Origin of the sequence: Neobacillus terrae, assembly GCF_011393025.1 — a bacterium.
In the GTDB taxonomy this organism is placed as follows: Bacteria; Bacillota; Bacilli; order Bacillales; family Cytobacillaceae; genus Neobacillus_A; species Neobacillus_A terrae.
The window spans coordinates 14,672-38,708 of record NZ_JAAOEO010000014.1 but is presented as its reverse complement, the minus strand read 5'-3'; the positions used below and the strand labels follow the sequence as shown (position 1 = coordinate 38,708).

Annotated in this window: 19 protein-coding genes; 14 read left to right on the top strand and 5 right to left on the bottom strand. The window is 36.5% G+C overall.

Translation table 11 applies throughout. The features are described from left to right. The first annotated feature begins 41 nt into the window (after nt 1-41). Nucleotides 42-866 carry an HpcH/HpaI aldolase/citrate lyase family protein gene (locus G8761_RS18055; RefSeq protein WP_166029212.1) on the top strand — a complete coding sequence of 275 codons (825 nt, stop codon included), beginning with the start codon at nt 42-44 and terminating at the stop codon, nt 864-866. 58 nt (nt 867-924) lie between these two features. Here G8761_RS18055 and G8761_RS18050 read toward each other — a convergent pair whose 3' ends face one another. Genes G8761_RS18050 through G8761_RS18040 form a run of 3 tightly spaced genes read right to left on the bottom strand, consistent with a single transcriptional unit; the run spans nt 925 to nt 5,687 of the window. Then, the gene (locus G8761_RS18050; protein WP_166029211.1) at nt 925-2,703 is read right to left on the bottom strand and encodes a hydantoinase B/oxoprolinase family protein; all 1,779 of its coding nucleotides are present in this window, start codon (nt 2,701-2,703) and stop codon (nt 925-927) included. Next, nucleotides 2,704-4,782: a hydantoinase/oxoprolinase family protein gene (locus G8761_RS18045; protein ID WP_166029209.1), complete on the bottom strand. Its 2,079-nt coding sequence runs from the start codon at nt 4,780-4,782 to the stop codon at nt 2,704-2,706. Nucleotides 4,783-4,793: 11 nt separating this feature from the next. Continuing rightward, a complete protein-coding gene (locus G8761_RS18040) occupies nt 4,794-5,687 on the bottom strand; it encodes a carbon-nitrogen hydrolase family protein (RefSeq protein WP_166029206.1) in 894 nt (297 codons plus the stop codon). A gap of 289 nt (nt 5,688-5,976) precedes the next feature. Here G8761_RS18040 and G8761_RS18035 point away from each other — a divergent pair, with 289 nt between their 5' ends. The 13 genes from G8761_RS18035 to G8761_RS17975 all read left to right on the top strand — a co-directional run bounded on the left by G8761_RS18035 (nt 5,977) and on the right by G8761_RS17975 (nt 21,944). Next, a complete protein-coding gene (locus G8761_RS18035) occupies nt 5,977-7,884 on the top strand; it encodes a sigma 54-interacting transcriptional regulator (RefSeq protein ID WP_166029204.1) in 1,908 nt (635 codons plus the stop codon). A 362-nt stretch (nt 7,885-8,246) separates the two neighbouring features. Then, nucleotides 8,247-9,452 carry an MFS transporter gene (locus G8761_RS18030; protein ID WP_166029202.1) on the top strand — a complete coding sequence of 402 codons (1,206 nt, stop codon included), beginning with the start codon at nt 8,247-8,249 and terminating at the stop codon, nt 9,450-9,452. 1,648 nt (nt 9,453-11,100) lie between these two features. Next, nucleotides 11,101-11,865, top strand: a complete 765-nt coding sequence (locus tag G8761_RS18025; protein WP_275940717.1) for a DeoR/GlpR family DNA-binding transcription regulator — start codon at nt 11,101-11,103, stop codon at nt 11,863-11,865. A gap of 29 nt (nt 11,866-11,894) precedes the next feature. Next, on the top strand, nt 11,895-13,406 hold the full coding sequence (locus tag G8761_RS18020; protein WP_166029199.1) for an FGGY-family carbohydrate kinase: 1,512 nt from the start codon (nt 11,895-11,897) through the stop codon (nt 13,404-13,406). Beyond that, the gene (locus G8761_RS18015; protein ID WP_166029197.1) at nt 13,403-14,185 is read left to right on the top strand and encodes an SDR family NAD(P)-dependent oxidoreductase; all 783 of its coding nucleotides are present in this window, start codon (nt 13,403-13,405) and stop codon (nt 14,183-14,185) included. Before G8761_RS18020 ends, G8761_RS18015 begins: the two co-directional genes overlap by 4 nt. A 35-nt stretch (nt 14,186-14,220) precedes the next feature. Beyond that, entirely contained in the window at nt 14,221-15,474 is a 1,254-nt protein-coding gene (locus G8761_RS18010; protein WP_243450078.1) for an ABC transporter substrate-binding protein, read from the top strand. After that, nucleotides 15,471-16,370 carry a carbohydrate ABC transporter permease gene (locus tag G8761_RS18005; RefSeq protein ID WP_166029195.1) on the top strand — a complete coding sequence of 300 codons (900 nt, stop codon included), beginning with the start codon at nt 15,471-15,473 and terminating at the stop codon, nt 16,368-16,370. Before G8761_RS18010 ends, G8761_RS18005 begins: the two co-directional genes overlap by 4 nt. Then, the gene (locus G8761_RS18000) at nt 16,367-17,194 is read left to right on the top strand and encodes a carbohydrate ABC transporter permease (protein WP_166029194.1); all 828 of its coding nucleotides are present in this window, start codon (nt 16,367-16,369) and stop codon (nt 17,192-17,194) included. Before G8761_RS18005 ends, G8761_RS18000 begins: the two co-directional genes overlap by 4 nt. After that, complete coding sequence (locus G8761_RS17995; RefSeq protein WP_166029192.1) at nt 17,191-18,021, top strand: inositol monophosphatase family protein; 831 nt, start codon at nt 17,191-17,193, stop codon at nt 18,019-18,021. Before G8761_RS18000 ends, G8761_RS17995 begins: the two co-directional genes overlap by 4 nt. Before the next feature lie 41 nt (nt 18,022-18,062). After that, entirely contained in the window at nt 18,063-18,884 is an 822-nt protein-coding gene (locus G8761_RS17990) for a BtpA family protein (RefSeq protein ID WP_166029190.1), read from the top strand. A gap of 1,491 nt (nt 18,885-20,375) precedes the next feature. Further along, on the top strand, nt 20,376-20,729 hold the full coding sequence (locus G8761_RS17985) for a hypothetical protein (protein WP_166029188.1): 354 nt from the start codon (nt 20,376-20,378) through the stop codon (nt 20,727-20,729). A gap of 18 nt (nt 20,730-20,747) precedes the next feature. Beyond that, nucleotides 20,748-20,912, top strand: coding sequence for a hypothetical protein (locus tag G8761_RS17980; RefSeq protein WP_166029186.1), 165 nt, complete (start codon nt 20,748-20,750; stop codon nt 20,910-20,912). A 15-nt stretch (nt 20,913-20,927) separates the two neighbouring features. After that, nucleotides 20,928-21,944, top strand: coding sequence for a hypothetical protein (locus G8761_RS17975; protein WP_166029184.1), 1,017 nt, complete (start codon nt 20,928-20,930; stop codon nt 21,942-21,944). Between the two features lie 701 nt (nt 21,945-22,645). On the opposite strand, the gene G8761_RS17970 is transcribed toward G8761_RS17975, so the two are convergent. Together G8761_RS17970 and G8761_RS17965 are read right to left on the bottom strand one after the other, a co-directional pair. After that, a complete protein-coding gene (locus tag G8761_RS17970) occupies nt 22,646-23,125 on the bottom strand; it encodes a staygreen family protein (RefSeq protein ID WP_166029181.1) in 480 nt (159 codons plus the stop codon). 95 nt (nt 23,126-23,220) lie between these two features. After that, nucleotides 23,221-23,967, bottom strand: a complete 747-nt coding sequence (locus G8761_RS17965) for a hypothetical protein (protein ID WP_166029179.1) — start codon at nt 23,965-23,967, stop codon at nt 23,221-23,223. Nucleotides 23,968-24,037: the final 70 nt, after the last annotated feature.

Here is a 24,037-nt window from a genome sequence, read left to right as displayed (position 1 = left end):
ACTCAAGTTTCTACTCCTTCTTTTATAAGGAGATGAATCATTTGGGCCAAGTCTATTTATTTGCTCCTGGTAACAGTGAAAAAAAGATGCAAAAGGCCATAAATCTTCACACCGATGCTGTCATTATTGACCTGGAAGATTCCGTTCCATCAAATGAAAAAGCAATGGCTAGACAATTAGTTTCCTCTATATTCGACACTGAGGAAATCAACACGGTTCGATCCAAACTGTACGTTAGAATTAATTCCCTTAAAACACCATGGTTTTTTAAAGATATAAATATGGTGAAAGAACTAAAAAGATTAGATGGAATAATGATTCCGAAGAGTGAGGATAAAACATCCATTTCACTTGCTGCGGAGCTGCTAAACAAGGATATAGAAATTATTCCTCTCATCGAGTCTGCTGCAGGGGTTATGAATATTGAAGACATTCTTAAGAGTCATCCGGCAGTAAAGAAAGTAGCTTTTGGTTCTGTTGATTTTGCTTTGGATATTGGAGTGGATTGGTCCGAAGAAGGAATAGAACGCTCATATGCCATGTCAAAATTGGTGTTAGCCTCGAGAACATGTGGAGCAAATCCTCCAATTGATGCAGTATTTCCTATCATTAATGATAGGGAGAGTTTTATAGAAGATACAATAAAGGGAAAACAAACTGGTTTCTATGGAAAAATGGTAATCCACCCTAAGCAAACCGAATGGGTGAAAGAGGTTTATGCACCTACTAAAAAACAACTCGAATGGTGTATGAAAGTAATTAATGTATTTGAATCTTCCACCCATTCAGGTGCAATTGACCTGGAGGGGAAATTAATCGATCGCCCTGTCTATTTACTTGCTAAGAGGTTAGTTTCATCCAGCTAAAAGAAAAAGCGCCTATATCCAAGCCTGTTTAAGAGCTTGGTATAGACGCTTTTTTTGCTTACTTGAGTATTTCTACATCCACAGAAACCGAGCGTATTTTTTTCGTTTCTTCAAGATCGATCTGTTTGCCTTTAATTACTACTCCATAATCCTCTCTTGCTTGTTTCAAGCTGATTAACCCGTCTAAGTAGTCATTTAAAACTTTATTGATATCACGTTCCATTGGATCCCCATATCCACCACTGGTTACTCCATAAATGACAAGACGTTCGCCTTTTTCAAAAGTAGCTGCATTATTCTTAGAGTATAGTTTTTCCTGTTCACCATTTAAATTGACTTTATAGAATGCTCCAGGTGTACCTGGCTTCCCACCGTGCACACCAGGCGGCGGATCAATCTCACTATGACGTTCAGACTCAGTTGTAATAACAGATGGAGTCAAAAATTCATACTCACGCACCGCACTAGTGCCTCCACGGTATTTTCCGGCTCCGAATTTTTCTTCGATTAACTCATATCTATAAAATCTGAACGGTAGGTGGAGCTCCAGCTCTTCGATTGGCTGATTCTTAATGTTTGCTGATAAACAGTCGACCGCATCCATTCCATCCTTGCCAGGTCTTCCCCCATAGGAGCCTTCATCTACTTCAATCGTAATCCAGTAGTCTCCGTTTTCATACGTTCCGCTCATGTACATCCCGTTTAATTGGGCACTGTTTCCGGCAGTAGCTCGGTCTGGCATGACAGGGGCTAAGGCTTGGAGGATCAGGTCTGCCACTCGGTTAGCAGGACAGAAACGGATTTGTGTTGCTACAGGAAATTTAGGATTAAAGATTGTTCCTTCTGGTGCCACTATATTAATAGGGCGGAATCCACCGGAATTTGCAGGAATATACTTATCTGTTAAATACGTATCTAGCAATAAAGACCTAAATAAACTGTATACTGCCACACAGGTGCTTCCTTCAAAAGGGGTGTTTAAAGCATTTGGTCTTTGTGGCGGTGCCTCAGATAAATCGACTGTGATGTTACTGCCCTCTACAATAACTTTAACACCAATTTTTTCTGGCTGATCCCGATGAATACCATCATCATCTAGATATCCGGCAGCGTAATATTCGCCATCTGGTATCTTTTCAATTTCTGCTCGAAGCATTCTTTCCGAATAATTGATTAGTTCTTCGGAATACAATTTAACTGTATCAAGTCCATATTTATCAATTAACTGAGTATATCGTTTCACGCCATATTGGGCAGATGCCACCTGGCATTTTAAATCGCCAATTACCTCTCTTGGGGCACGGGTATTTCCTTCGATAAAATGCCATAAATCTTCACATTTTACGCCGGCTTTATAGAGAAAGTTAGCATTAAAAATTCTTCCCTCAGAGAACATATCAAAGAGGTCCATCGATCCTCCCGGCTGAGCTCCTCCAATATCAAGAGCATGTGCCGTATTCCCGGCGAAGCCAACTAGTTCATCCTGATAAAATATAGGGGCAATTACACCTAAATCCAGGGAGTGGCTGGCTCCTAAATAGGGGTGATTATGAATGAGGACATCACCAGGCTGCAGCTGTACCCGACGTTCCTTCAATGTTTTTAACGCTCCACGTGTGTAAGCAACTAAAGAGCCGACATGGAAAGGAGTATTATCTGATTCAGCAATTTCTTCGCCGTCTAAATTAAGGATGGCACAGCCCATATCCTCAGATTCACGAATGATCACAGAATACGAACTGCGGACTAGTTTATAAGCCATCTCCTTCGCAATACTATCAAGTTCTCCACCAATTATTTGCAAAAGCACTGGATCAAGGGTTTTGTTCATTCTCATTTATGAATTCACTCCTTTTCTCGTTAACTTAATAGTGGAATCATATAAAACTTCTCCTTGCCAATTTGGATTAATGACAACTGTGCTATCTAGCCCGTTGATAATGGCAGGTCCTTCTAAGATATACCCTTTTGGCAGTTCGGCTCTCTCAAATTGAGATACTTCGTATTCTTGATGATTCTTTGGTGTTCCAAAGACCGCCTTTGTAACTTTAGAGGCTGCAACAACCCTTTGAGGTGCAACATACGCGTGTGGGACTTCCAAATCAGGCATCAAGCCCACGGTTTGAACCCGCAGATTAATAATTTCTATAGGATTTCCTTCAAATGCAAATCCGTAGGCTTCTTGGTGGGCTGTATCGAATTTCTTTTGAATTTCCTCGCGCCAATTTTCAGTGAATCCGTTGAATTCAATAGATAACTCATAACCTTGGCCGGCATAGCGACAATCCATTTGCTGAATGGTAATGGTTTCTCGCTTTTCTTTTCCATACTGACTATCTTTTACGATTTGATGTTCCGCCTCTAAAACCATTTCAAGGTAATATTGATTAATCCGTGATTCTTTAGCAGAATCTAGCAGAACGCCAATGGTACGAATAAAGTCAAATTTCAAGTCAGTAGACAACAGTCCCATTGCTGAAGTAATACCAGGTGCAGGCGGAATAAGTATTGTTGGGATATCCAGGGCATCTGCCACATCGCAGCCATGAAGTGGACCGGCGCCACCAAATGCAACCAGAGCGAATTCCCGAGGGTCATAACCTCTTTGAATCGAATGGAGACGAATTGCTTTTACCATGTTTGCATTCATAATTTCAAGAGTGGATAGGGCCGCCTCTTTCACATCCATATTAAACGGCTCACATATAGAGTTTCCCATTGATTCTTCAGATAAATGTTTTTGAAGTTCAATTCTGCCGCCTAAGAAATTATTTGGGTCAATTCGCCCTAGTATCACATTTGCATCAGTAACCGTAGCTTCTGTACCGCCGCGATTATAACAGGCTGGACCTGGTTCGGCACCTGCACTTCTTGGACCAACGTTAAAACCGCCGCCACTGTCGGCCCATGCAATACTGCCTCCGCCAGCACCAATTGAGATGACATCCAACTGGGGGAATAACACAGGATAACCAGCTATATTACAGTTTTGGAAGTCGATTTCTAAAAGTTGTTCTGGTATGACTGTAATATCAGCGGATGTGCCCCCAATATCAAGACCGATTAATTTTGTATGGTTATGGAGATTCCCAATAAATTGTGTTCCAATAACACCAGCTGCTGGTCCGGACATTAATGTGGAAACAGGTTTTTCAGAAACACCATCAATGCCGCTGATTCCGCCGTTTGATTGCATGATTAAAATTTCAGCCCCACAACCAATTTCCTTTAAGCCTTTTTCGAGAGATTTCATGTAAGATCTCATTTTTGGCTTTGTAAAAGCATTGATGGCTGTTGTTGTAAATCGTTCAAATTCACGGTATTGTGAAATAACCTCGTGTGAAAGGGATACTTCAGCTTCAGGATAAAGTTCAGCGATCAACTCGCCCACACGCTTTTCATGAATGGGATTCAAGAAAGAAAATAAGAATGCCACTGCAATGGATTTAATACCAGATGCTTTAAGTTCATTAATGGCGGAAAGGACTTCGCTTTCATCTAATGGTACAAATATGTCTCCAGGAGGGATAATTCGCTCATTTACTACTTTTCGATGCTTTCTTTCAATCAGTGGTTTTACTTGGAAGGGGATATCTTGCATGATTGAAAAATTGTGAGGGCGTCTATGTCTGCCAATATGCAGAATATCTCTAAAACCTTTTGTAGTGATTAAACCCGTTTTGGAACCTTCATGCTCAATCAGGGCATTTGTAGCGACTGTTGTCCCATGTAAAAACATATCAATATCACTTGGCTCAATACCGGCTTTATCACAAATTTCTTTTACACCTTGAATAATACCGATTGACTGATCGGCTTTTGTAGAAGGGACCTTATGGTAAACATGCTTTTGTCCCAGACCTGTTAGAATTAAGTCCGTATTTGTTCCACCAACATCTACTCCAACTCTAATCATTGTAACCCTCCTTATATCTTTAAGTAGTTTTTAAGATATTTTTGATAAATTTCTGGTTTTCTTTCCTGATTCCAATTAATTCTCCCTTTGCTGCTTGCCGCTAGAGAAAGGTCAATTTCCCCTACTAGGTAGGACCATTCTTCGTCTTCTAACTGAGAAATAACTTCACCAAATGGATCAATTAAACAGCTATTTCCAAAATGGTGTCTTGCTGATGGTTCTCCTTGAATTTGCTCAATACCGGCTTTATTGACTCCTAAAACAAATACATTGTTCTCCATCGCTCGTATTTGCAATTCTTTTACGTACAAATCCTTTCTAAATCCAAATGTAGCCGTAGGAACAATTACTACATCTACACCCTGAACTGTAAGCGCTTTCCATCCTTCAGGAAAAGACCTGTCAAAGCAGATTAAGATCCCCACTTTCAATCCGTTATCAAGAGTAAAGACAGGAAACTCCTTTCCGCCGCCCCCAAATTGTTCGAAGTAATATTTTTCATCAGTTGAAAGACTTGGACTTTGTAGCTTTGGCAGATGAACTTTTCTGTATTTGCCGATAAGGCCCTTCGTTGGTGAACAAATAAAAGCGGTATTATAGTAATTGTTCTGTCCATTTTCCTCTGCTTTTTCAAAAAATGTACCTAAAATATGAACGTCATAGGCAACAGCCATTTCTGTTGTTTTTATTACAGTGGGGCCGTTCATCGTCTCAGCGTACGAGAAAAATTTGTCATCCTGGATTGTGCCAAAATAGGGTGCCGTCATTAACTCTGAATAGGAAATTAGATAGGGCCTTTCTCTTAGAATAAGTTCTTCCGTTTTTTGAGCAAGAATGGTCCAGTTTCTCTCATAGCTTCCGGGGTAAGAACCAACTTGGAGACCTGCAAACTTACATTTATACAACCTTGTCACCTCTCTTTCATAGGTTATCAGTAAAAGGTAATGCAAAAAGCGTGCCATGACAAAATTAACGGAAAATAAATAGCCAAAAGGGGGTAAATCTAAGATATTTAAGATTAAAAGATTAAAAATTAAACAAGGATTGTTTTATTATTTAACACAAAATGAAACAACTTTAACTTAAGTTGAAACATTTTTATTCCGACAATTTTGAATATTATGTTATTATGTCAGTAGCAAATAATCCTAGTTGAAAAGTTTGAATGTATGCCTAAAGAGGAGATGAACTAAATTGCCGACCAGAATACTAGCCATCACACATAAGATTTTTTCTCATTTATACTACGAAGTAATGGAACTATTAAACTTACCTTTAAGTTTAGAAGTACTTGAGGTGAATTTTGGAGAGTTACATAAAATTGATCATGAGATGTTTTCCGAATTTGATTTAGTCATTACAAGTGGTGCCCATCTTGAAATGATCAATAAAGATTATTATGAGTTAACCTATCTTGTACCTTTTTATCCATTACAATTCACAGAGGCCGATTTGGTAAAGGGGCTGGCTCAGGCTAAAAAGTATGGAAGAAAAATCTTATTAATGTATTTTCCAGAAGAAGATTATCAATTGGAGCAATATGAGGATTTATTAGACATTGAATTGAAAAGGTTTACATTTTCCAACTTAAATGAAGCGGAACAACTTATGGATGATTATTATAAAAAGGGATTTACTGTAGTGATTGGGACAAGCTCTGTCTGTGAAATAGCAGATAGTAAAGGGATAAAAAATGTGCTGATTTATTCAAAGGACTTTTTAAAATTAGAAATTATTAAAGCTTATCAGTTAGCCACCACTAAAAGTAAAATGGTAAACTACGGAAAAATAAAAGATATTATTCTTCAATATGCTGGCAATCCTATTTTTTTATTAGACAGGCAGCAGCGGATAATAGATACAAATGTACTTGGTTTTAAATATGTAAAGAAAAGCAGTAAGTACGACATCATCGGAGAGAAGTTTACCAACCTTATTAATATTGAAATAAATGATCAATTAAAAGAATCGATGACAGTACAATATAAATCAGAACAAATTGTAATTGAACCGATTACGAATGGAGCAAGCAGCAAATCATATATTGTGGCTGTAGAGGGGGCAAGGGTTCGTGTAACAACGGAAAATAGAAAGGAAGATACTCTTAACTCGAAGTATGAATTTACGAATATTATTCACTCCTCTCAAATCATGAATAAGGTCATTATTAAAACAAAACAGTACGCCCAAACGAATGCTCCATTATTGATTTTTGGTGAATCAGGAACAGGCAAAGAGTTAATCGCTCATAGCGTTCATCAGTACAGCAATAGAAAGTCACAACCATTTCTTCCTGTTAATTGTTCTGCAATTCCTCAAAATATACTAGAAAGCGAATTATTTGGCTACGAGGAGGGGGCTTTTACCGGTGCAAAAAAAGGCGGTAAACCGGGTTTTTTTGAAATGGCTCAAAATGGTACTATCTTCCTTGATGAAATAGGGGAAATTCCATTGGATATTCAAACGAAGCTTCTCAGGGTATTGCAGGAAAAAGAAGTCATCAGGTTAGGCGGGAAAACTATCATTCCACTGGATGTTAGAGTAATTACTGCAACCAATAAACCACTAGTCGATTTGATTAGGGAAAAAGTATTTAGAGAGGATTTATATTATAGGATCAATGTACTTCAAATAAATGTACCATCTGTTAGAGAGCGTAAGGAAGATATACCGTTGATACTTAATCACCTACTTGTTAAATATGGAATGGACTCACCCCAAGCCAGCTATTTAATTAATATAATGAAGGATAGTCTATTATTGTATAACTGGCCAGGGAACGTCAGGGAAATGGAAAATTTCGCTCAGCGATTTTGTGCACTAAAATCCGTCTCTAACACAACGTATGACTTAATTAAATTGTTTACTGATATATTAAGTGAATTCTTCGAACAGAAAAATCAAATTGCTAGTAGTCTCCTTAATAGTAATGAGATAGATGTCCAAGATACCATGCCGCTACCTGAACTCGAAAAATTCAAAATTATAAATATCCTTCTCGAAACGAGGGGGAATAAGAATCAGACAGCTGTTAAACTTGGCATGTCCAGGACAACACTTTGGCGGAAAATAAAAGAATACAATATTGATATGAACTTTTAAATATGATGGTTTAATTTATAAGTAAGTGGAAGGATCCCCCATCTGATAGGTGAGGGGATTTTTAATTTTTAGGAAAGCTGGATTGGTCACGAACAAATAGATGTTTCGGTTCTTGGTACTTTGAAACACCTTTTGAAACAAAATGTTGTAATAAAAATTGTTTTTTCCTTTTATATGAAATAATGAGATCCATTACAACAATTCTACTGCTATTTCAAAATAGGTTTAAAAGAATTTATTTAAGAACGAAAGAGGAGAGTATCAAGGGAAGGATTTTTTTAATTTTCTATATTGTTAAAACAACAAAAATACTTGGCATACTTATTGCAAGTAATTTACATAAGGTAGGTGAAAAGCTAAAAATGAAATTGGAAAACGTAAAAAGTACGCCTTCATTTGTCATTTTAAATAAGTACCTTCTATGGTTATTAACCATCCAAATGGCTACTGCACTGGCATATTACGGGTATGTCCCGCTAATCTCTCTAATGGTGGAAGAATTTTCACTAAACAATACGGAAATCGGCTGGATGACTTCGGCGGTATTCCTTGGTTCTTCTATAATTGCAATACCTTCTGGCTTGATTACCGATCAATTTGGCGCAAGAAAATCGTTATTTTCTTTCTGTTTATTACTCGTTTTTGTCATATTTTCTTTTTCGTTATCGAATAGTTTCATATTTATTTTAGTGCTGCTGTTTTTGTTGGGGATGGGTTATGGAGGGATTACTCCTGGAACGAATAAAAGTATAATGGAAAACTTCGATTTACATAACCGAGGAACAGCAATGGGTTTAAAGCAAATGGGGGTTTCTTTAGGAAGTTCGATAGGCAGCTTACTCTTACCTCTCATTGCCAATCAATGGGGATGGAGAGTTAGCCTTTTAAGTATTGCTGTTTTGTTGGTCCTTGTCTGTATTTTCCATTTTAAAGTGTTAGACCAAAAGGAGGATTATCGTAGGCATACCAAGGTTTTTAATAATATTAAAGACATCTTAAAAAACAAAAAATTATTAAAGATTATCGCCATTATTACTTTTTTTATCTGGGTGCAGCTAAGTGTGATGACCTACCTAGTTCTTTACTTACATGAATCGATTCATTACTCCCTGTCCTTTTCATTATTTTGTTTAGCTTTATTACAAATTGGAGGGGCTTTGGGCAGGGCTGTATGGGGAGTCATAAGTGATCGGTATTTCAATCGAAATAGGGGAGTCATAATTGCATTGATTGGTATGTTCTCAGGAGTATTGGTGATATTCCTTGGAACATTATCAAACGAATTACCAGAAGTCTTTATTGGTTTCTTATCTCTTACTTTAGGAATTACCACCCAAGGATGGAACGGGATGTTTGTCTTAATGATATCCGAGGTGGTAAAGAAGGAACAAATTGGGTTAGCAAGTGGGGTAGGATTAGCAACAGTTTATGCAGGGGCCATTTTTGGAACTCCAATATCAGGTTGGATTATCGATATGTCCGGTAATTTTGAAGTTATGTGGATGATTTGTGGAGCAACTATTTTTATTATAGGGGGCTTGACGATCTTTCTAAAACTAGATGCATAGGACCTAATCATTTTCTATATTGAAAGGGGAAATCCAAGGAAATATCTATTTTCTTAGTATCCTATTGTTGCTGTAACAATCGGAACCAACATTGATGTGGCATTGTTGTCGGTTCTTTAACAAAATACTGACTTGTTGTGGCGGATATCCATTGCCTTGGAAAAAGCAACTTCCTAAAGTTATTTAAATATTAATTCAACAGACAATTTATGAAATGACTGTCACTAAATAGAAGGAATCTATGGCGTCTGATAAAGAATATATCAAAAAGATACAAATTACTGGGTAAACGTCAATTATGTTCCAGAAAGTAATGGGAGGATTGAAAAAAGGTAACAGAAGGAGTATTTAAAGATTCGAGAAACGATACTCGGATGCTTTAAAAGAATTTAATGAGCTATCAAGGAATAATAGGAGTTAAGCGTATTCATTTACATTAGTTAGGGATGAATAGGCTTACATCACTTTTAATGTAAATCGAAGAGGGTCCTTTATAAGAAGGAGGACTAAAAAAGTGAAGATCATAAACTTTATTGAGGAACACATTATTACACTATTGCCGTTATTTTATTTATTTTCTCATGCACCTGGTATGGTTTAAGCAATAAGCAGACATGTTTTCTCCAAGTCCTTTTCCATATTGGAAGAAGTAGTCTTGTTTACGTTTATTTGGGCGAATTTCTTAACTCTTTGTAAAAATGGCAAGGAAGGAAATCACATATTTGTTGATTTAGTAGTCATAGGCTTGGAACACGTTTAAAGAAGCCTACTGCAATATTAAACTCTATTATTGGTTTTCTTTGGCTAGTTTCTTATGTATGTAGGGTTTAATGATGTCCAGTATTTGTTAGAAACAGGATCTAAGCCAAACTTACTTAAGGCTTACAATGGGGTATATATTTCTAATTGTGCCAATCGGTATGTTCTTCTTTGTTTTTTATTATTTGGACTATTTTGTTAAGGAATTTCCTAAGCATAAGCAGATGGTGAACTTAAAGGCAAGAGGGAGTCCACAGAGCTGAAGTAGGGGGAACATAGCAGAGTTGTTTAAATAACATATATATTTTTCAGAGAGGGGGAGTTAACATTCTTTACGTACCGGAGAGATCGAAGCATGAGCAGCATATCATGCTTCGACAAATTAAATCAGAGGTACATTCGATTAGTGAGCAACTGTTAATGAACTATTATTCAGATTTAATCATTAAGTTATTAAGTCATGAAAAGCCTAAGGGCTTGGGTCATTATTGCGAATCTAGCTGGAACATAGAAAAGGGGCTCTTATGCAGGTATAAGGATCGGAATGAATTTTTTTATCTCCAGTTGGATCGTTTTCATGAGAAATGGCGAAGTGATTTGGTAGAACAATTTCATCGTCGCCATTATAAAGAAACGGGAAAAAATTTACACCATTTATCGATTGAAATTGTTGAACTGCAAGTGAAAGGGCATGTCGTGGAATGTTGTTATTAATGTCAGGAGTTCCTTCGGGAGCTCCTTTTTCATTGTTAATAAAACTTTGTGTCTTTTTCAAAAAATAGAGTTGTTTATAATGATTTTCACCATTTAGTAAACTAATCGCAAAATATACTCTGAAAATTTTAAATATTTTATTGACGAATTTAACAAAAAAAGTTATTGTTTTAACATGAAATATGTTAAAAACAGACAAAAAGAGATATTAGAATTGTTAAATCAAACAGATAAAGTGTTGATTGCCGAACTTAGTGAACGTTTTAATGTTTCAGAAATGACTCTAAGAAGAGATCTAGATATCTTGTCCCAGAAAGGAGTAATCAAAAGAATTAGGGGTGGAGCAATTAAAATTAATCAAGGCTCCTATGAAATGCCTTTTGAAATGAGATATGAAAAGGAGTTTGAAGAGAAAAATTCAATAAGTAAAAAGGCAGCAAGCATGATAAGGGATGGGGAGACAGTATTTATTGATACTGGTACAACAGCATTAGCTGTTGCTGAAGAATTAAAGGAAAGAAATAACCTTACTATTTTAACTTCAAGCCTAAGAGTGGCTTGGGTTTTAGCAGATCGTCCCAATATCAATCTTATAGTATTAGGAGGAATGGTACGAAAAGGCGAGAGGTCCATGGTAGGTGAGTTAGTGGAAGATGTGTTTGATCACTTTTATCCTGATACTTTTATAATGGGCGTTGGCGGTGTGGATGCTGAAAGTGGTTTTACCGATTTTAATATTGAAGATGTAAAAGTTAAAAGAAAAGCAATGAAATCATCGCAAAGAACCATTGTAGTAGCCGATGAAAGTAAATTGGAAAAAAAAGCCTTTGTTAAGATTGCCTCAATTAACGAGATTGATACATTAATAACCAACAAACCATTAAATATGGAAAAAATTAATCGATTAAAGAAAACTGAACTGACAGTTGTTTTAACTTAATTCGATTATTTTATAAAAGTGGGGATTCTATGGAAAAATATCTAATTGGAATTGATATTGGGACTACAGCGACAAAATTAGTTTTGGTTCATAAAGAAGGGACTATTGTAAATAGTGTTTCAAGACCAGTAACTCTATATACCCTAAGACCTGGGTGGTCGGAAGAGGATCCGCGAGAATGGTGGGATAACGTAAAAGAATTATTGCCCATTCTTTTACGTAATTCCAACGTAAGTCCAGAGCAAATCTCAGCAGTAGGTGTTAGCGGTATGGTGCCAACCCTAATATGCCTTGATAAAAATGGAGAACCAATCAGATATTCAATTCAACAGAATGACGCAAGAGCTTCAAAGGAAATTATAGAATTAGCAAACAAAACCTCAGAATATAACATATTTCAAAAAACAGGCTCCGAAATAACACAGCAGTCGATTGCACCTAAGATTATGTGGTTAAAAAAACACGAACCAGCAGTTTTAGATGAAACTGTATCGATTTGCGGCTCCTATGATTACATCACACGTCGATTAACCGGAAATCAAAAAGAAACTTTAGAAGCTAATTGGGCTTTAGAAAGTGGACTCTACAACTATCAAACTCAACAATGGGACAATTACATACTAGAAAAGGCAGGTATTAAAACAGAATGGTTAGGTGAGGTTTACTCCTCCCACCAATTAGTGGGTACCGTTCAAGGTAATCATGGTACTTGTTTAAAAGATGGTACGCCTGTTGTTGCAGGAGCTGCAGACCATGTGGCTAGCGCCTTCTCTGCCGGATTAATTGAGGATGGAGATTTATTAATCAAATTAGGGGGAGCAGGCGATATTCTTTTGTCCTCATCAATCCCCATCTCTGATTCCAGATTATATCTAGACTATCACCTAGTCCCTGGTTACTTTTTGCCCAACGGATGTATGGCCTCAAGCGGAAGTTTAATTCGCTGGTTTCAGAAACAATTGGCTAATGGTATCCCATTAGAAATTCTTGACCAAGAAGCCGAAGAAACGGCAATCGGATCTGATGGTTTAATTACATTGCCATATTTTCTAGGAGAAAAAACACCTATTAACGATACCAAAGCAAGAGGGATGTTTATAGGCCTGAATTTAAGCCACACAAGAGCACATATCTATCGATCTATCTTGGAGGGCATCGGATTTGGTTTTAAACATCATCTTGAGGTATTTCGAGAACTTGGTACTAGAATAAATAGAGTGAGAATTACAAATGGGGGGTCAAAATCAAGATTTTGGAGACAAATTATATCTGATATCACTGGTTTAACTCTTGAGTCAATAATTGAGCATCCAGGTTCATCTTTAGGAGCAGCCTTTATTGCAGGAATGGGAGTTGGTGAAATTAAATCTTGGTCGGAGATTGATAAATTTATAAAAATTGAAGAAAAAATAGAACCAAGGGAAGAAAATATAGAGAAATATAAAGTTTTATATGATGTATACCGTTCAATCTATCCAAAACTAATAAAAGAGCAACATATCTTAGCGGATTTTATTGTACCAGAGGAGGGAAACGCATGACTGAATCAAAAGGATTAGCTGTGGTAACTGGGGCAGGTAGCGGGATCGGTAAAGCAATTGCATTACGGTTAGCTAAGGACGGTTTTTTAGTTGGCGTAACGGATGTTGATGAGCAGGCCATCAATAAAGTAGTCACTGAAATTAGGGAGAATCAAGGAGATGCGAGAGGTGTTTATTTAGATGTCACTGATAAGGAATCTATTATTAGTGCATTGGAGCAGCTTGTAAACCAAGCTGGAAACTTAAAGGTTTGGGTATCAAATGCCGGTGTATCCTCTATGAATCATTTTGTAGATTTAAGTGAAAAAGATTGGGATTTTAACATGAACATCAATGCAAAGGGAGCCTTTCTATGCGGTCAGGTCGCTGCCCAGAGATTTATTTCTCAAAATGAAGGAGGGAAAATTATAAATACCGCTTCTATGGCTGGAAAACAAGGGAATGTCCCATTTTTAAGTCATTATGTGGCGTCAAAGTTTGCGGTGGTTGGTTTAACACAATCGATGGCCCATGAATTAGGTAAATATAAAATTACAGTAAATTCCGTTTGTCCAGGATTTGTTTCAACTCCAATGCAGGAAAGGGAGCTTGAATGGGAAGGGAGGTTAAAAAACCAATCTGATGAAGAGGTAAAACAGGGAATGATTGCTGTAACACCTCTTGGACGGTTAGAATCACCTAAAGATGTGGCAAAGGTAGTTTCGTTTTTAGCCGGTCCGGATTCAGACTTTATTACTGGTGAAGCTATAGCCGTAAATGGTGGGGCCTATATGGATTGATAAACAATTACAGGTAAGCAAAAGGGGTGGATGAAATGATAAAGAAATTATTTTATTTTGTTCTAATGTTGGTTCTTTTAGCAGGGTGCAGTACTGCTAAAACACAGGGGACTGATGGTAAGGTAGTATTAAAGTTACTGATGGAACAAGTTCCTGATTCCGATATTGTAAAAAAAATGACCAAGGATTTTAACAAGGAAAATCCTAATATTAAAATCGATATTGAAATGCTATCTTACGATCAAATTAGAGATAAACTAGTCTCTTCATTTTTAGCACCTAAGTCATCTTATGACATTATTGTAGTAGACAATCCGTGGATGTATGACTTTGCATCCGCTGGTTATCTTGAACCACTAGATAAGAGAATTAAAAACGCTAAGAATTATGATTTCGAAGATTTCTCTGCACCACTCAGGAAAATTGCAACTGTAAAAGGAAAAGTATATGGCATCCCATTCTATAACTATGCCACTGGTGTAATATATCGCAAGGATGAATTCGAACAAAATAATATTGCGGTTCCAAAAACATTGGATGAATTACAGGCAGCTGCAAAGAAACTTACTAAGGATAATCATTATGGAATTGCTTCCCAACCACAAAAAGGCTATAAGATATTAGAGGAATGGTCTAACTGGTTATTTGCCGCAGGAGGAGAAATACAAGATAATCAAGGAAATATTAAGCTGGATTCCCCTGAAGCCAGGGAAGCACTCAGCAAATACATTGAAACCTATAAAAGTTCTGCCCCGCCTAACAGCTCAAACTGGGCATTTGATGAGGCGATGAGATCTGTTTCAAGTGGTCAAAGTGCTATGACTCTTAATTATAACTGGATGTTGCCTACTCTAAATAACAAAACAGGTCCAGCGGGCGATTTAGCAGGGAAATTTGATCTTGCTGAGGTACCGGGCGGTAAAGCTGCATTGGGAGCATGGTATTGGTCAATACCAGCCAAAACTACTCATAAAGATGAGGTCTGGAAATTTATTAACTGGATTACTTCAAGTAAACAGGAGGTTAATAGAGTAATTTTAGGTGGAGCTCCTGTAAGAAATAGTGCAATGGATAATCCTAAGGTTTGGGAAAAGGGATATGGAGAAAGTTACTATAAAACTCTTAAGAACATTTTGGAGGATGCTGAGCCACTTGCTGAAGGACCAAATGCCGAAGAAACAATTCAAGTTATAGGAACGGAATTGAATGCAGCGGTTAATGGACAAAAAAGTGTAGATCAAGCTATTAAAGATGCTGCTGCTAAGGCAAAGGAGACATTAAAGAAATGATTAAGAAAAACGATTTAGGAAGAAGGAGATCTTTCTTCCTATTTTCTTACAAATGGCGAATGGTAATGCCTTTACTAATCCTCATGTTTGTAATTCTTGCCTATCCACTTGCCTATTCGTTGTGGATTTCTTTTAAAAATTTTTCTATTGTTAATCCTAATCAAGATCACTTTGTTTTTTTAGACCAATATAAGAAAATCTTTGTCGACTCACTTTATTGGACCGTCTTTCGAAATACAATTATTTTTGTAATCGTAGCCGTTAGCTTCGAATTATTTTTCGGTATGTTAATTGCACTTTCTTTAAAGAGACAAATCAGAATGACGGATGTTACACGGTCAATCATACTGGCCCCTATGTTTATTACACCTATTGCCGTGGGGTTAATGTTCAAATTCTTATTAAGTCAACAATTGGGTTTCATACCAGCGTTATTACAATCACTTGGAATATCCATTAACTTTTTTGGTACACATACCGCTCTGATAACCCTGGCTTTTATTGATGTATGGCAATGGACTCCCTTTATGGTTTTAATGCTTCTCGCGGGATTGGAGAGCCTGCCAGAAGAACCATTTGAAGCCGCTTATGTAGACGGAGCAAGTAAGTGGAAGACCTTTTGGAATATTACCTTACCATTAATGCAGCCAATAATAATTGTAGCTGTTTTAATAAGAGCCCTCGATGGATTAAAAGTCTTTGAGTACGTTTATGCCATTACACGAGGGGGGCCTGGAAATGCAACAGAGACATTGCAGTACCATATATATAAACTCGGATTCGGGTATTATCGTCTTTCAGAAGCCTCGGCCGTCGCTTGGACAGTTGTCATCATTATCATGATAGTGATTATTGCCATGCTTAGGGGTCAAATGAAGGGGGAAAAAGCCAGATGAGGGCTTACCAAAAAGAGACTAATCTTCATAAAACAATTAGAATTTTATTCTTATTTATAGTATTGATATTCATTCTAACCCCTTTTCTATGGGTAATATTATCTTCATTTAAGACACCTGCAGAGTTAAGTCAACCTACCAGTATCGTATTTTCGCCTGTTCCTGATAATTGGATAAATGTTCTAACGGGAAATATCCCCATTAATTTTGTTAATAGTTTAATAGTTGGTTTTATTACCGTAGCGGTTTCATTGTTGGTGGGTTTACCAGCCGCCTACTCAATTAGTCAATTTAAAACAGGTGGAAATACTGCTCGTTTTACTATTCTAATTTCCGAAATTGTTCCTTCTGCAGTATTGGTAGTTCCAATTTTTTTAGTATCATACTTTTTCCAGATCAATGGTACATTGATTCCGGTTACCATTGCCCATTTAACCTTTGTATTGCCAATTGTCACCTGGTTTTTAATTGGATTTTTTGACTCCGTTCCTAAATCACTTGAAGAGCAGGCATTGATTGATGGGTGTGGAAGATTTGAGGCTTTTAGAAAAATAGTATTGCCTCAAGTTCTCCCTGGTATTGGAGCCGCAAGTATTTTCGGATTTGTATTATCATGGAATGACCTTTTTTATGCTCTTATTCTTGGAGGGGAGGATACTCAAACACTGCCGGTGGCTATCTCAAGCTTTGATACATTTCGAGGTGTTCAATTAGGGGAGATGTCAGTGGCTATTTTAGTATCTGCGATTCCAACTATTATTCTTTCTTTCTTTATTCAAAAGCGCCTTATTAAAGGAATGGGAGGAGGAGCTGTTAAAGAATGACAAAAACAACTGAAGGTATACCAAAAATATATGGAAAGTACGATAAAGAGTTAAGCATAGCAATTGAGGCTGCTCAAAACTCAGGCACACTTCTCAAGAATTGGTCAAAGCCACTAAAGAAAGAATGGAAAGGGGAAATTAATCCTGTTACATCAGCTGACAAGGCATCAGAAAATATTCTTATTAAAACAATAGTTAATGCTTTTCCGGACGATATCATAATATCGGAAGAGTCGAACCCAGTGGAAGAAAAGAGCGTGAAAAATAATCGGCGTTGGTACATAGATCCACTTGACGGGACTGTTAATTATATAAGGGGAATAAAACATTGGTGCATTTCTATAGCACTTGTTGATGATAGCAATAAAGTGGTTTGCAGTGTAGTATATAATCCTTTGATGGAAGAGATGTATACAGCCATGAAAGGAAAAGGCGCCTGGTGTAATGGAGAAAGAATCAGCGTTTCAAACACCGAAAACTTAAATCGTTCGGTTGCAGCTTCGGGTTTTCCTTATTCTTTTGATGACCCCTTAACAAACAATTTAACGGAGTGGTCTATCATAACTCCCCAGGTGTTGACAGTACGTTCACTGGGTGCAGCTGCTATTGATTTGTGTCAGGTTGCAAAAGGGAGAATAGATATCTTTTGGGAACAAGGGCTAGAAAGATGGGATTTGACTGCAGCTTCCCTAATATGTAGTGAAGCGGGTGCTAAAGTGACCGACATGAAAGGAAGAACTTTAGAAGGACCAAATAACAATATTATCGTTGCAAACCCCATTCTACATGCCAAAGTAACGGAATTATTTTCAAAAATTCAAAAATAATTTAGTCACGCTCATAAATTTAAAAATAAAGGGTGAAAAAAATGACCTGGTTAAAAGAGATAATTGGAACAGAAAAGGCAATAATAGCGATGTGTCATCTATTACCATTACCTGGAGATCCGCATTTTGATAAAGATAAAGGTTTGGAATATGTAGTAGAAATGGCCAGGAAGGATTTGCATGCTTTACAAGATGGCGGAGTAGATGCTGTTATGTTTTCAAATGAATTTAGTTTACCGTACCTTACTAATGTAAAGACGGAAACAGTGGCAGCTATGGCACGAATTATTGGTGAATTGTTAAAAGAAATAAAAGTTCCATTTGGTGTGAATGTTTTATGGGATGCAAAAAAATCTTTAGATTTAGCTGCTGCAACTGGAGCTAAATTTGTAAGAGAAATTTTTACAGGGGTATATGCAAGTGATTTTGGCACATGGGATACAAATGTAGGGGAAACTATACGTCATCAGTACAGGATTGGGGCAGAAAATGTTAAGCTTTTGTTCAATATTGTGCCAGAAGCAGCAAAGTACTTAGCTGAAAGAGATATTGAAAGTATTGCAAGGTCAACGGTATTTAATAATAAACCAGACGCTTTATGTGTATCTGGACTGACTGCCGGTGCGCAAACGGATGTCGACTTGCTGAAACGTGTTAAGAGTGTCGTTCCGGAGACAGTTGTATTTGCAAATACTGGAGTAAGATTGCATAATTTAGAGGAGCAACTAACAATTGCCGACGGAGCCGTTATTGGAACAACGTTTAAATATGATGGCAAATTTGAAAACCATGTCGATGTTAAAAGAGTTAAAGAGTTTATGGATAAAGCAAAGGATTTCCGTGCTCATTTACTTGTTCGCTAACGATTTATACCACTAGTTATTTTGTGATTTATTTGGAACGTTTTAATATTAAGATTTTACTAAAAAAATACTTAACCAAGTATGAAGAAATGGACGTGTCATTTTTTCATAGTTCATATCAATCTATAGATACGAAATAAAATGGCATTTATCAAAAAATCTATGGAAGCTTTTCTCTTGAGTAAAAGAGTAAGACTTAAAGGAAAGGAACAGCGCGTAGATAAATATCTAAGCGCTGTTTTTCTAGTTATAAAGGCAACCCGTTTCCTAAAAAGATTTTGAAAAGTTAATTGTAGAAAAAGAGAAATAACTAACCTCTGTTAAAGAATAATGGTGAGTTTCGCATACTTAAAACCCATCGACCACTTTTAAGAATATCAATAAATATGGCGTCGCATGTTCTTCTTACGCTTTAAGGGAGGGAGGTTTTTTTGATTCTCTCAACTATAGGTAAAGGTGAGTTACCATATAATATCAGTACAAACTATTAATTTATCACTGTACACAATTTTTAGTAGGAGGAAAGATTTTGTACATAGTTATCGTTTAAGTCTTTAAATCAGAAGAAGTATACTATTGTCAATCTTTAAAGCAAGTACGAGAATTAATAGAAGAAATATCAATAACTGCAAAAGATAAAGAAAGCATTCGTGTATTCAAAATAGAAGATGAACTGAGTGTGAAAAGTTTAACCGACGAATGAGGAAATATAAATCATCCTCTTAAACAGATTAAAATAGGAATTAAATTATGACAAGTTCCAATAGAAATCAGGACAGAGTTACTGTAATGATTGAAAACGGGTTAGTACAAAAACTTACATCTTGGAAGAATAAAAGAGTCTAAAGTTTCCCAGCGAAAAGGTCGAAACTCAAATTCCAGAAAGCTTTTTAAACTTTTTAACAAAATATAAAGGTTACTATACAAACTTCTCAACTCTAATCATAGGAGTCGATCTGCTAATTCCAAGAAGTAGCAGATGGCCAGGATACTAAGGGAATAAAGCGGACCTTCTTTATGGAAAGGGATATGATATGCAATGTCCATTTTCCACAGAAAAATGAGACATGCAAAGTTTGACTACTCACTTATACTTGCCAATAAACAATAAACCTAACCTTCTTAGCTGAATTAACTTGACTAATATTCGTTATACGAAGGTTCAATCGAAAAAGGTCGGATGGACAATATAATTAGAAATGTAACAAAGTTGTCACATTTTTTAATAATTATTACTTGAAAGATTATAGAAATTTCTTTAGGATATAAATATCAGTTTCATCTAGATAAAAACACGGGTTAGAAATCTTTAAATAATAACTCTTAAATTGAATATCCTTTGACCAAAGCGAGCGAGGTAGAACCTGTCCTTTATAGGACAGGTTCTTTTTGTTTTATACCCCCATAGGGTACTTTCTCTCCATTGGAATGTGTTTAACACAGTTAAGGTGATATTTATTCAAAGAAAAAGTATTGGAAAGAAGGTCCGAGATGATACTCGAAGTCAAAAGCGAGCTAAATGAATTTTCAACGTTTCAAGCCCTTTTACTACACAAAATAGAATTTGTTCAATGTAAGGCGGATGAAATAAATAGTTTTAACTGGGCCATTAAACGTTTCGAAAAATATTTGAATGGACTTGGAATGGAAGCAATCATAACAAACATAACTCCCACAGTCTGTCTAGCTTGGTTGGATTTTGAAATTAGGAGGAAAAGCAATCTTTCAGAAATCATTTTCATGAACATTTTAATGATGTCACTTTTCGAGTGTGTAACTAAAATAACCCTAATGAAAGAAAACCCTTTTCACAGCAGCTACTTAGAAATCGAAAAATATTTATAAGAAAGAGGAGACTAATCCATGAAAAAAAGAAACAAATCAACCTGTAACCAAATTCTTCAAGAGCAGAAGTCCCATTCAAAAAACATACAAGAAGGTATTAATGTAAGATCTACACTGGTTGAAGCGTTGGATGTCCTAAAGGATGAATATACCCATTGGTCAAAATCTACAGTTGCTACCTAAGGCAGGAGCATTTTAATGTTTTCAGGCTTTATGGAAAACTCTAACATACAGCCTGTAGTAATAAACGTAACCCCAAATTTAGGCCAGTCCTGGGTTTCTGCCTTAATAAAGAAGGAAACTAACAAGACAGTCATTCATCGAATACATATCTTATTTTCTTTTTTCTCATCATTGGAAGAATTAGGAGTCATTCAATCAAATCCTTTTGAAGCAATGAAATCTTTTGTAACAAAGGAAAGTGTTTCCCATAAAACTCTAAGCTTCCCAGAGATTTATCAAATCTATCGAGTAATAAGATTAGACGAAAATCTATCCCATTTAGATATTCCTGTCACCTTTGCACTGTTTACAGGATCACGCATAATGACTTTTAGCGGATTAGCCGCTGGCCGTCTTTCCATGGTGGGAAATGGAGCGAGTGATGATATGTGCTACAAGAGGATAGAGAATCTATCTGCCGAAACGAATAGCAGAAGAGAAGCAGATCTAAATCAAAATAAATCTGGATATCTTCCTCTTCCTCCTCGATTCCTAAGAAGAATCGAAGAATATATAAAGGTAAATCAATTGAACCCCAATGACAATCTCTTTTCCAAACAAAAGGGAATGGAGTTTGATCCACGCATATTTAATCGGATGGGAAGGATTCTACAGCATGCTCTCAATTGGGATAGGAATATCACCTTACCTGTCTTCCGGAATTCTCTAGAAAAATTCTATCAGGATATAGGAGTATCAGATATGGCCATTTCCATCGGACTGAGTCGATTTCCTAAACATGACTCCAGGCAGCCTTCATCCATTTTTAATGTAGACGGAATATACCATGAACTCAACACAGCCCTGACTATCTTGGAGGAGAGTTTCGAACTCCTTCTATGGATTGAGAAAGAGTATGGACGAACGATTTCTTCTAAAGAACTTTATCTCTTGTTACCGGAGTTATTTCCGGAACAACTTCAGAATGAACTGGCACTTGAAGTTTTTAAAAAGACTATTATTCATAAAGTTTATCAAAAGTCCGTCAAGTAAGATGCTGATCTAAAGCAGGGCTATAGGCAGACCACCAGATAAGGGCAGACCAGCAACTAAGTGTGGGAACGAAGTTCACGATATGAGTTATTATCGGAACTTACAGGGAAGAATGCTTATCCAACGATAATTTGTTTACAGTTTACATAATATATATTCTCGGAACCTAGATAAAAAGGCTGTTTTATAGTCTCAAACACTAAGTATACTTAAGATACTGAGACAAAACAAAAAAATTCATATCATACAGTCTGAATGATTTCTTTGTAACTTTAAATTTTCTTTTCGATATTACGTATAAATGTTCTGGATGGTTTCGATGAAATGAATTTGAGCTTGTACCATATAAATTTCAAGCTATGGCTGCTAAAATACTTTAATAAATTCTAATATCTTACTACTATATTATTTACATTCTGATATCTTAATCTTAGTTTTCAACTTGGTCTTAGTTGGTTAAGTTCATTATCGTAGCTGACTGACGTTTATTTGTAATTATTTATTACTTCCCTAATGAACTATTTAGTCTTAGTTTTAAATTTTGTATTTAATATTATTAATTAGGCTTTTTTTAGATAGTTATGCTCTTGCTGTTATTTTTTTTGTTTTAGTTTACATAACATTATTATTATATTATTACCTGTTTTTCCTGCAATCATAATATTAACAAAAAAGAAACAGCACAGGCGTTGGCCCTGTGCTTAGATGGTCGTTGTCTGAATTGCTTCTGTTAAATAATGTCTTGGTGTACCATAATACAATAGCTGCCTGTATGCCGGGTATGTTGATTCAAATTCAATGTAAATCGGTGCATCCAGCAGCCATGGGAAATAAGAAAATAGGATCTGATCCCCATATATGATAGCTGATAACGCTAAGTGCAGTTCCTTTTTAAAAATCATATACCGGATACTGGAGTAATTTTCATCAAATTCCCCACTATCAACATATACTTTTCCGTAAAGTGTAAATTCCCCCATCTGCGGCTGCCATTCTGCTATAACCTCATCGCGGAAATACTTGTTTATTGACGGATTATCATATTCATTCCCTATACTTAAAAATAACTCTCCAGTTTGATCGGAATGAGTGAGTGTATATTTTCGGCCGTCAATTGGCCGAAAAGGTGTAGCAGGAGCCAAAAATTTTACTGATAGCTTTGAAGGATCAAATAAACTCATGGCAAGCATCCCCCCTCTTTAGGTTGTTAAATGCTTACTCACAATATATGAAAAAAAGAAAAAGTCGTGACAGTGGCCTAGCTGCGGAGTTCTTACTATCTTCCTTTTTCCAGAACGGATACCCGACTCAGTGTCCATGCTCCCTCCTTATGCTTCCAGAGTGTTTTTACAATCCCAATGCTGTCGGCCGGGGCAATACCATCAATCAGCTGTATTCCCCGAAGCCCCCAGGAGCCATCTCGAAAAGAAAAGGGGTCTAATGAATGAAATCCATTTATTTTTAGTTCAGTTGGTTCATTTAATTTCCCATTAACGTAAAGCCCGAGTTTTTCATATTCTTTATTTCTGCTACTGAGATCAAATAAAAAGGTTTTTCCATTTGCGCTTAATGTTAATTCTGCCTTATATCCATTTGTGAAGTTCCCGTCCATTTCCAATGGCACAGGCAACTGCAGTTCCTCTAATTTAAAGTCTTTCAAGGTATATAGATGGTTTTGAATTATCCCTCCCGTCTCTACCGCTGTAAAAATGTCTTTTATTCCATCTCCATTCAAGTCCTTGAAACTTAAATTTGGCCTAAATCCACTATCTAAATCTATTCTGTATGATTTTTCATTCGATGAATGTATTTCAATAAATACTTTCTTTAAAAGTGGATTTTTCCCCTGGTAAGGGTCTGCATGCAGCAGTATATTCTCTTTTCTGCCATCCCCAGTGAGGTCCACAGCGTTTTTATATAGGGTATGATCCTTCGCCTGCTCTTCACTTGAAAATAATCCAGTCATTGCTGAAATGGACATGAAAAAGAATGCTGCAAATGAAAAAAACAATTCCCTAACCATAAAATAACCTCCCAATCTTCTTTAAGGTTATTTTGCGAAGTTTTGGGAAATTAATGCAAAAAGCCGCCTG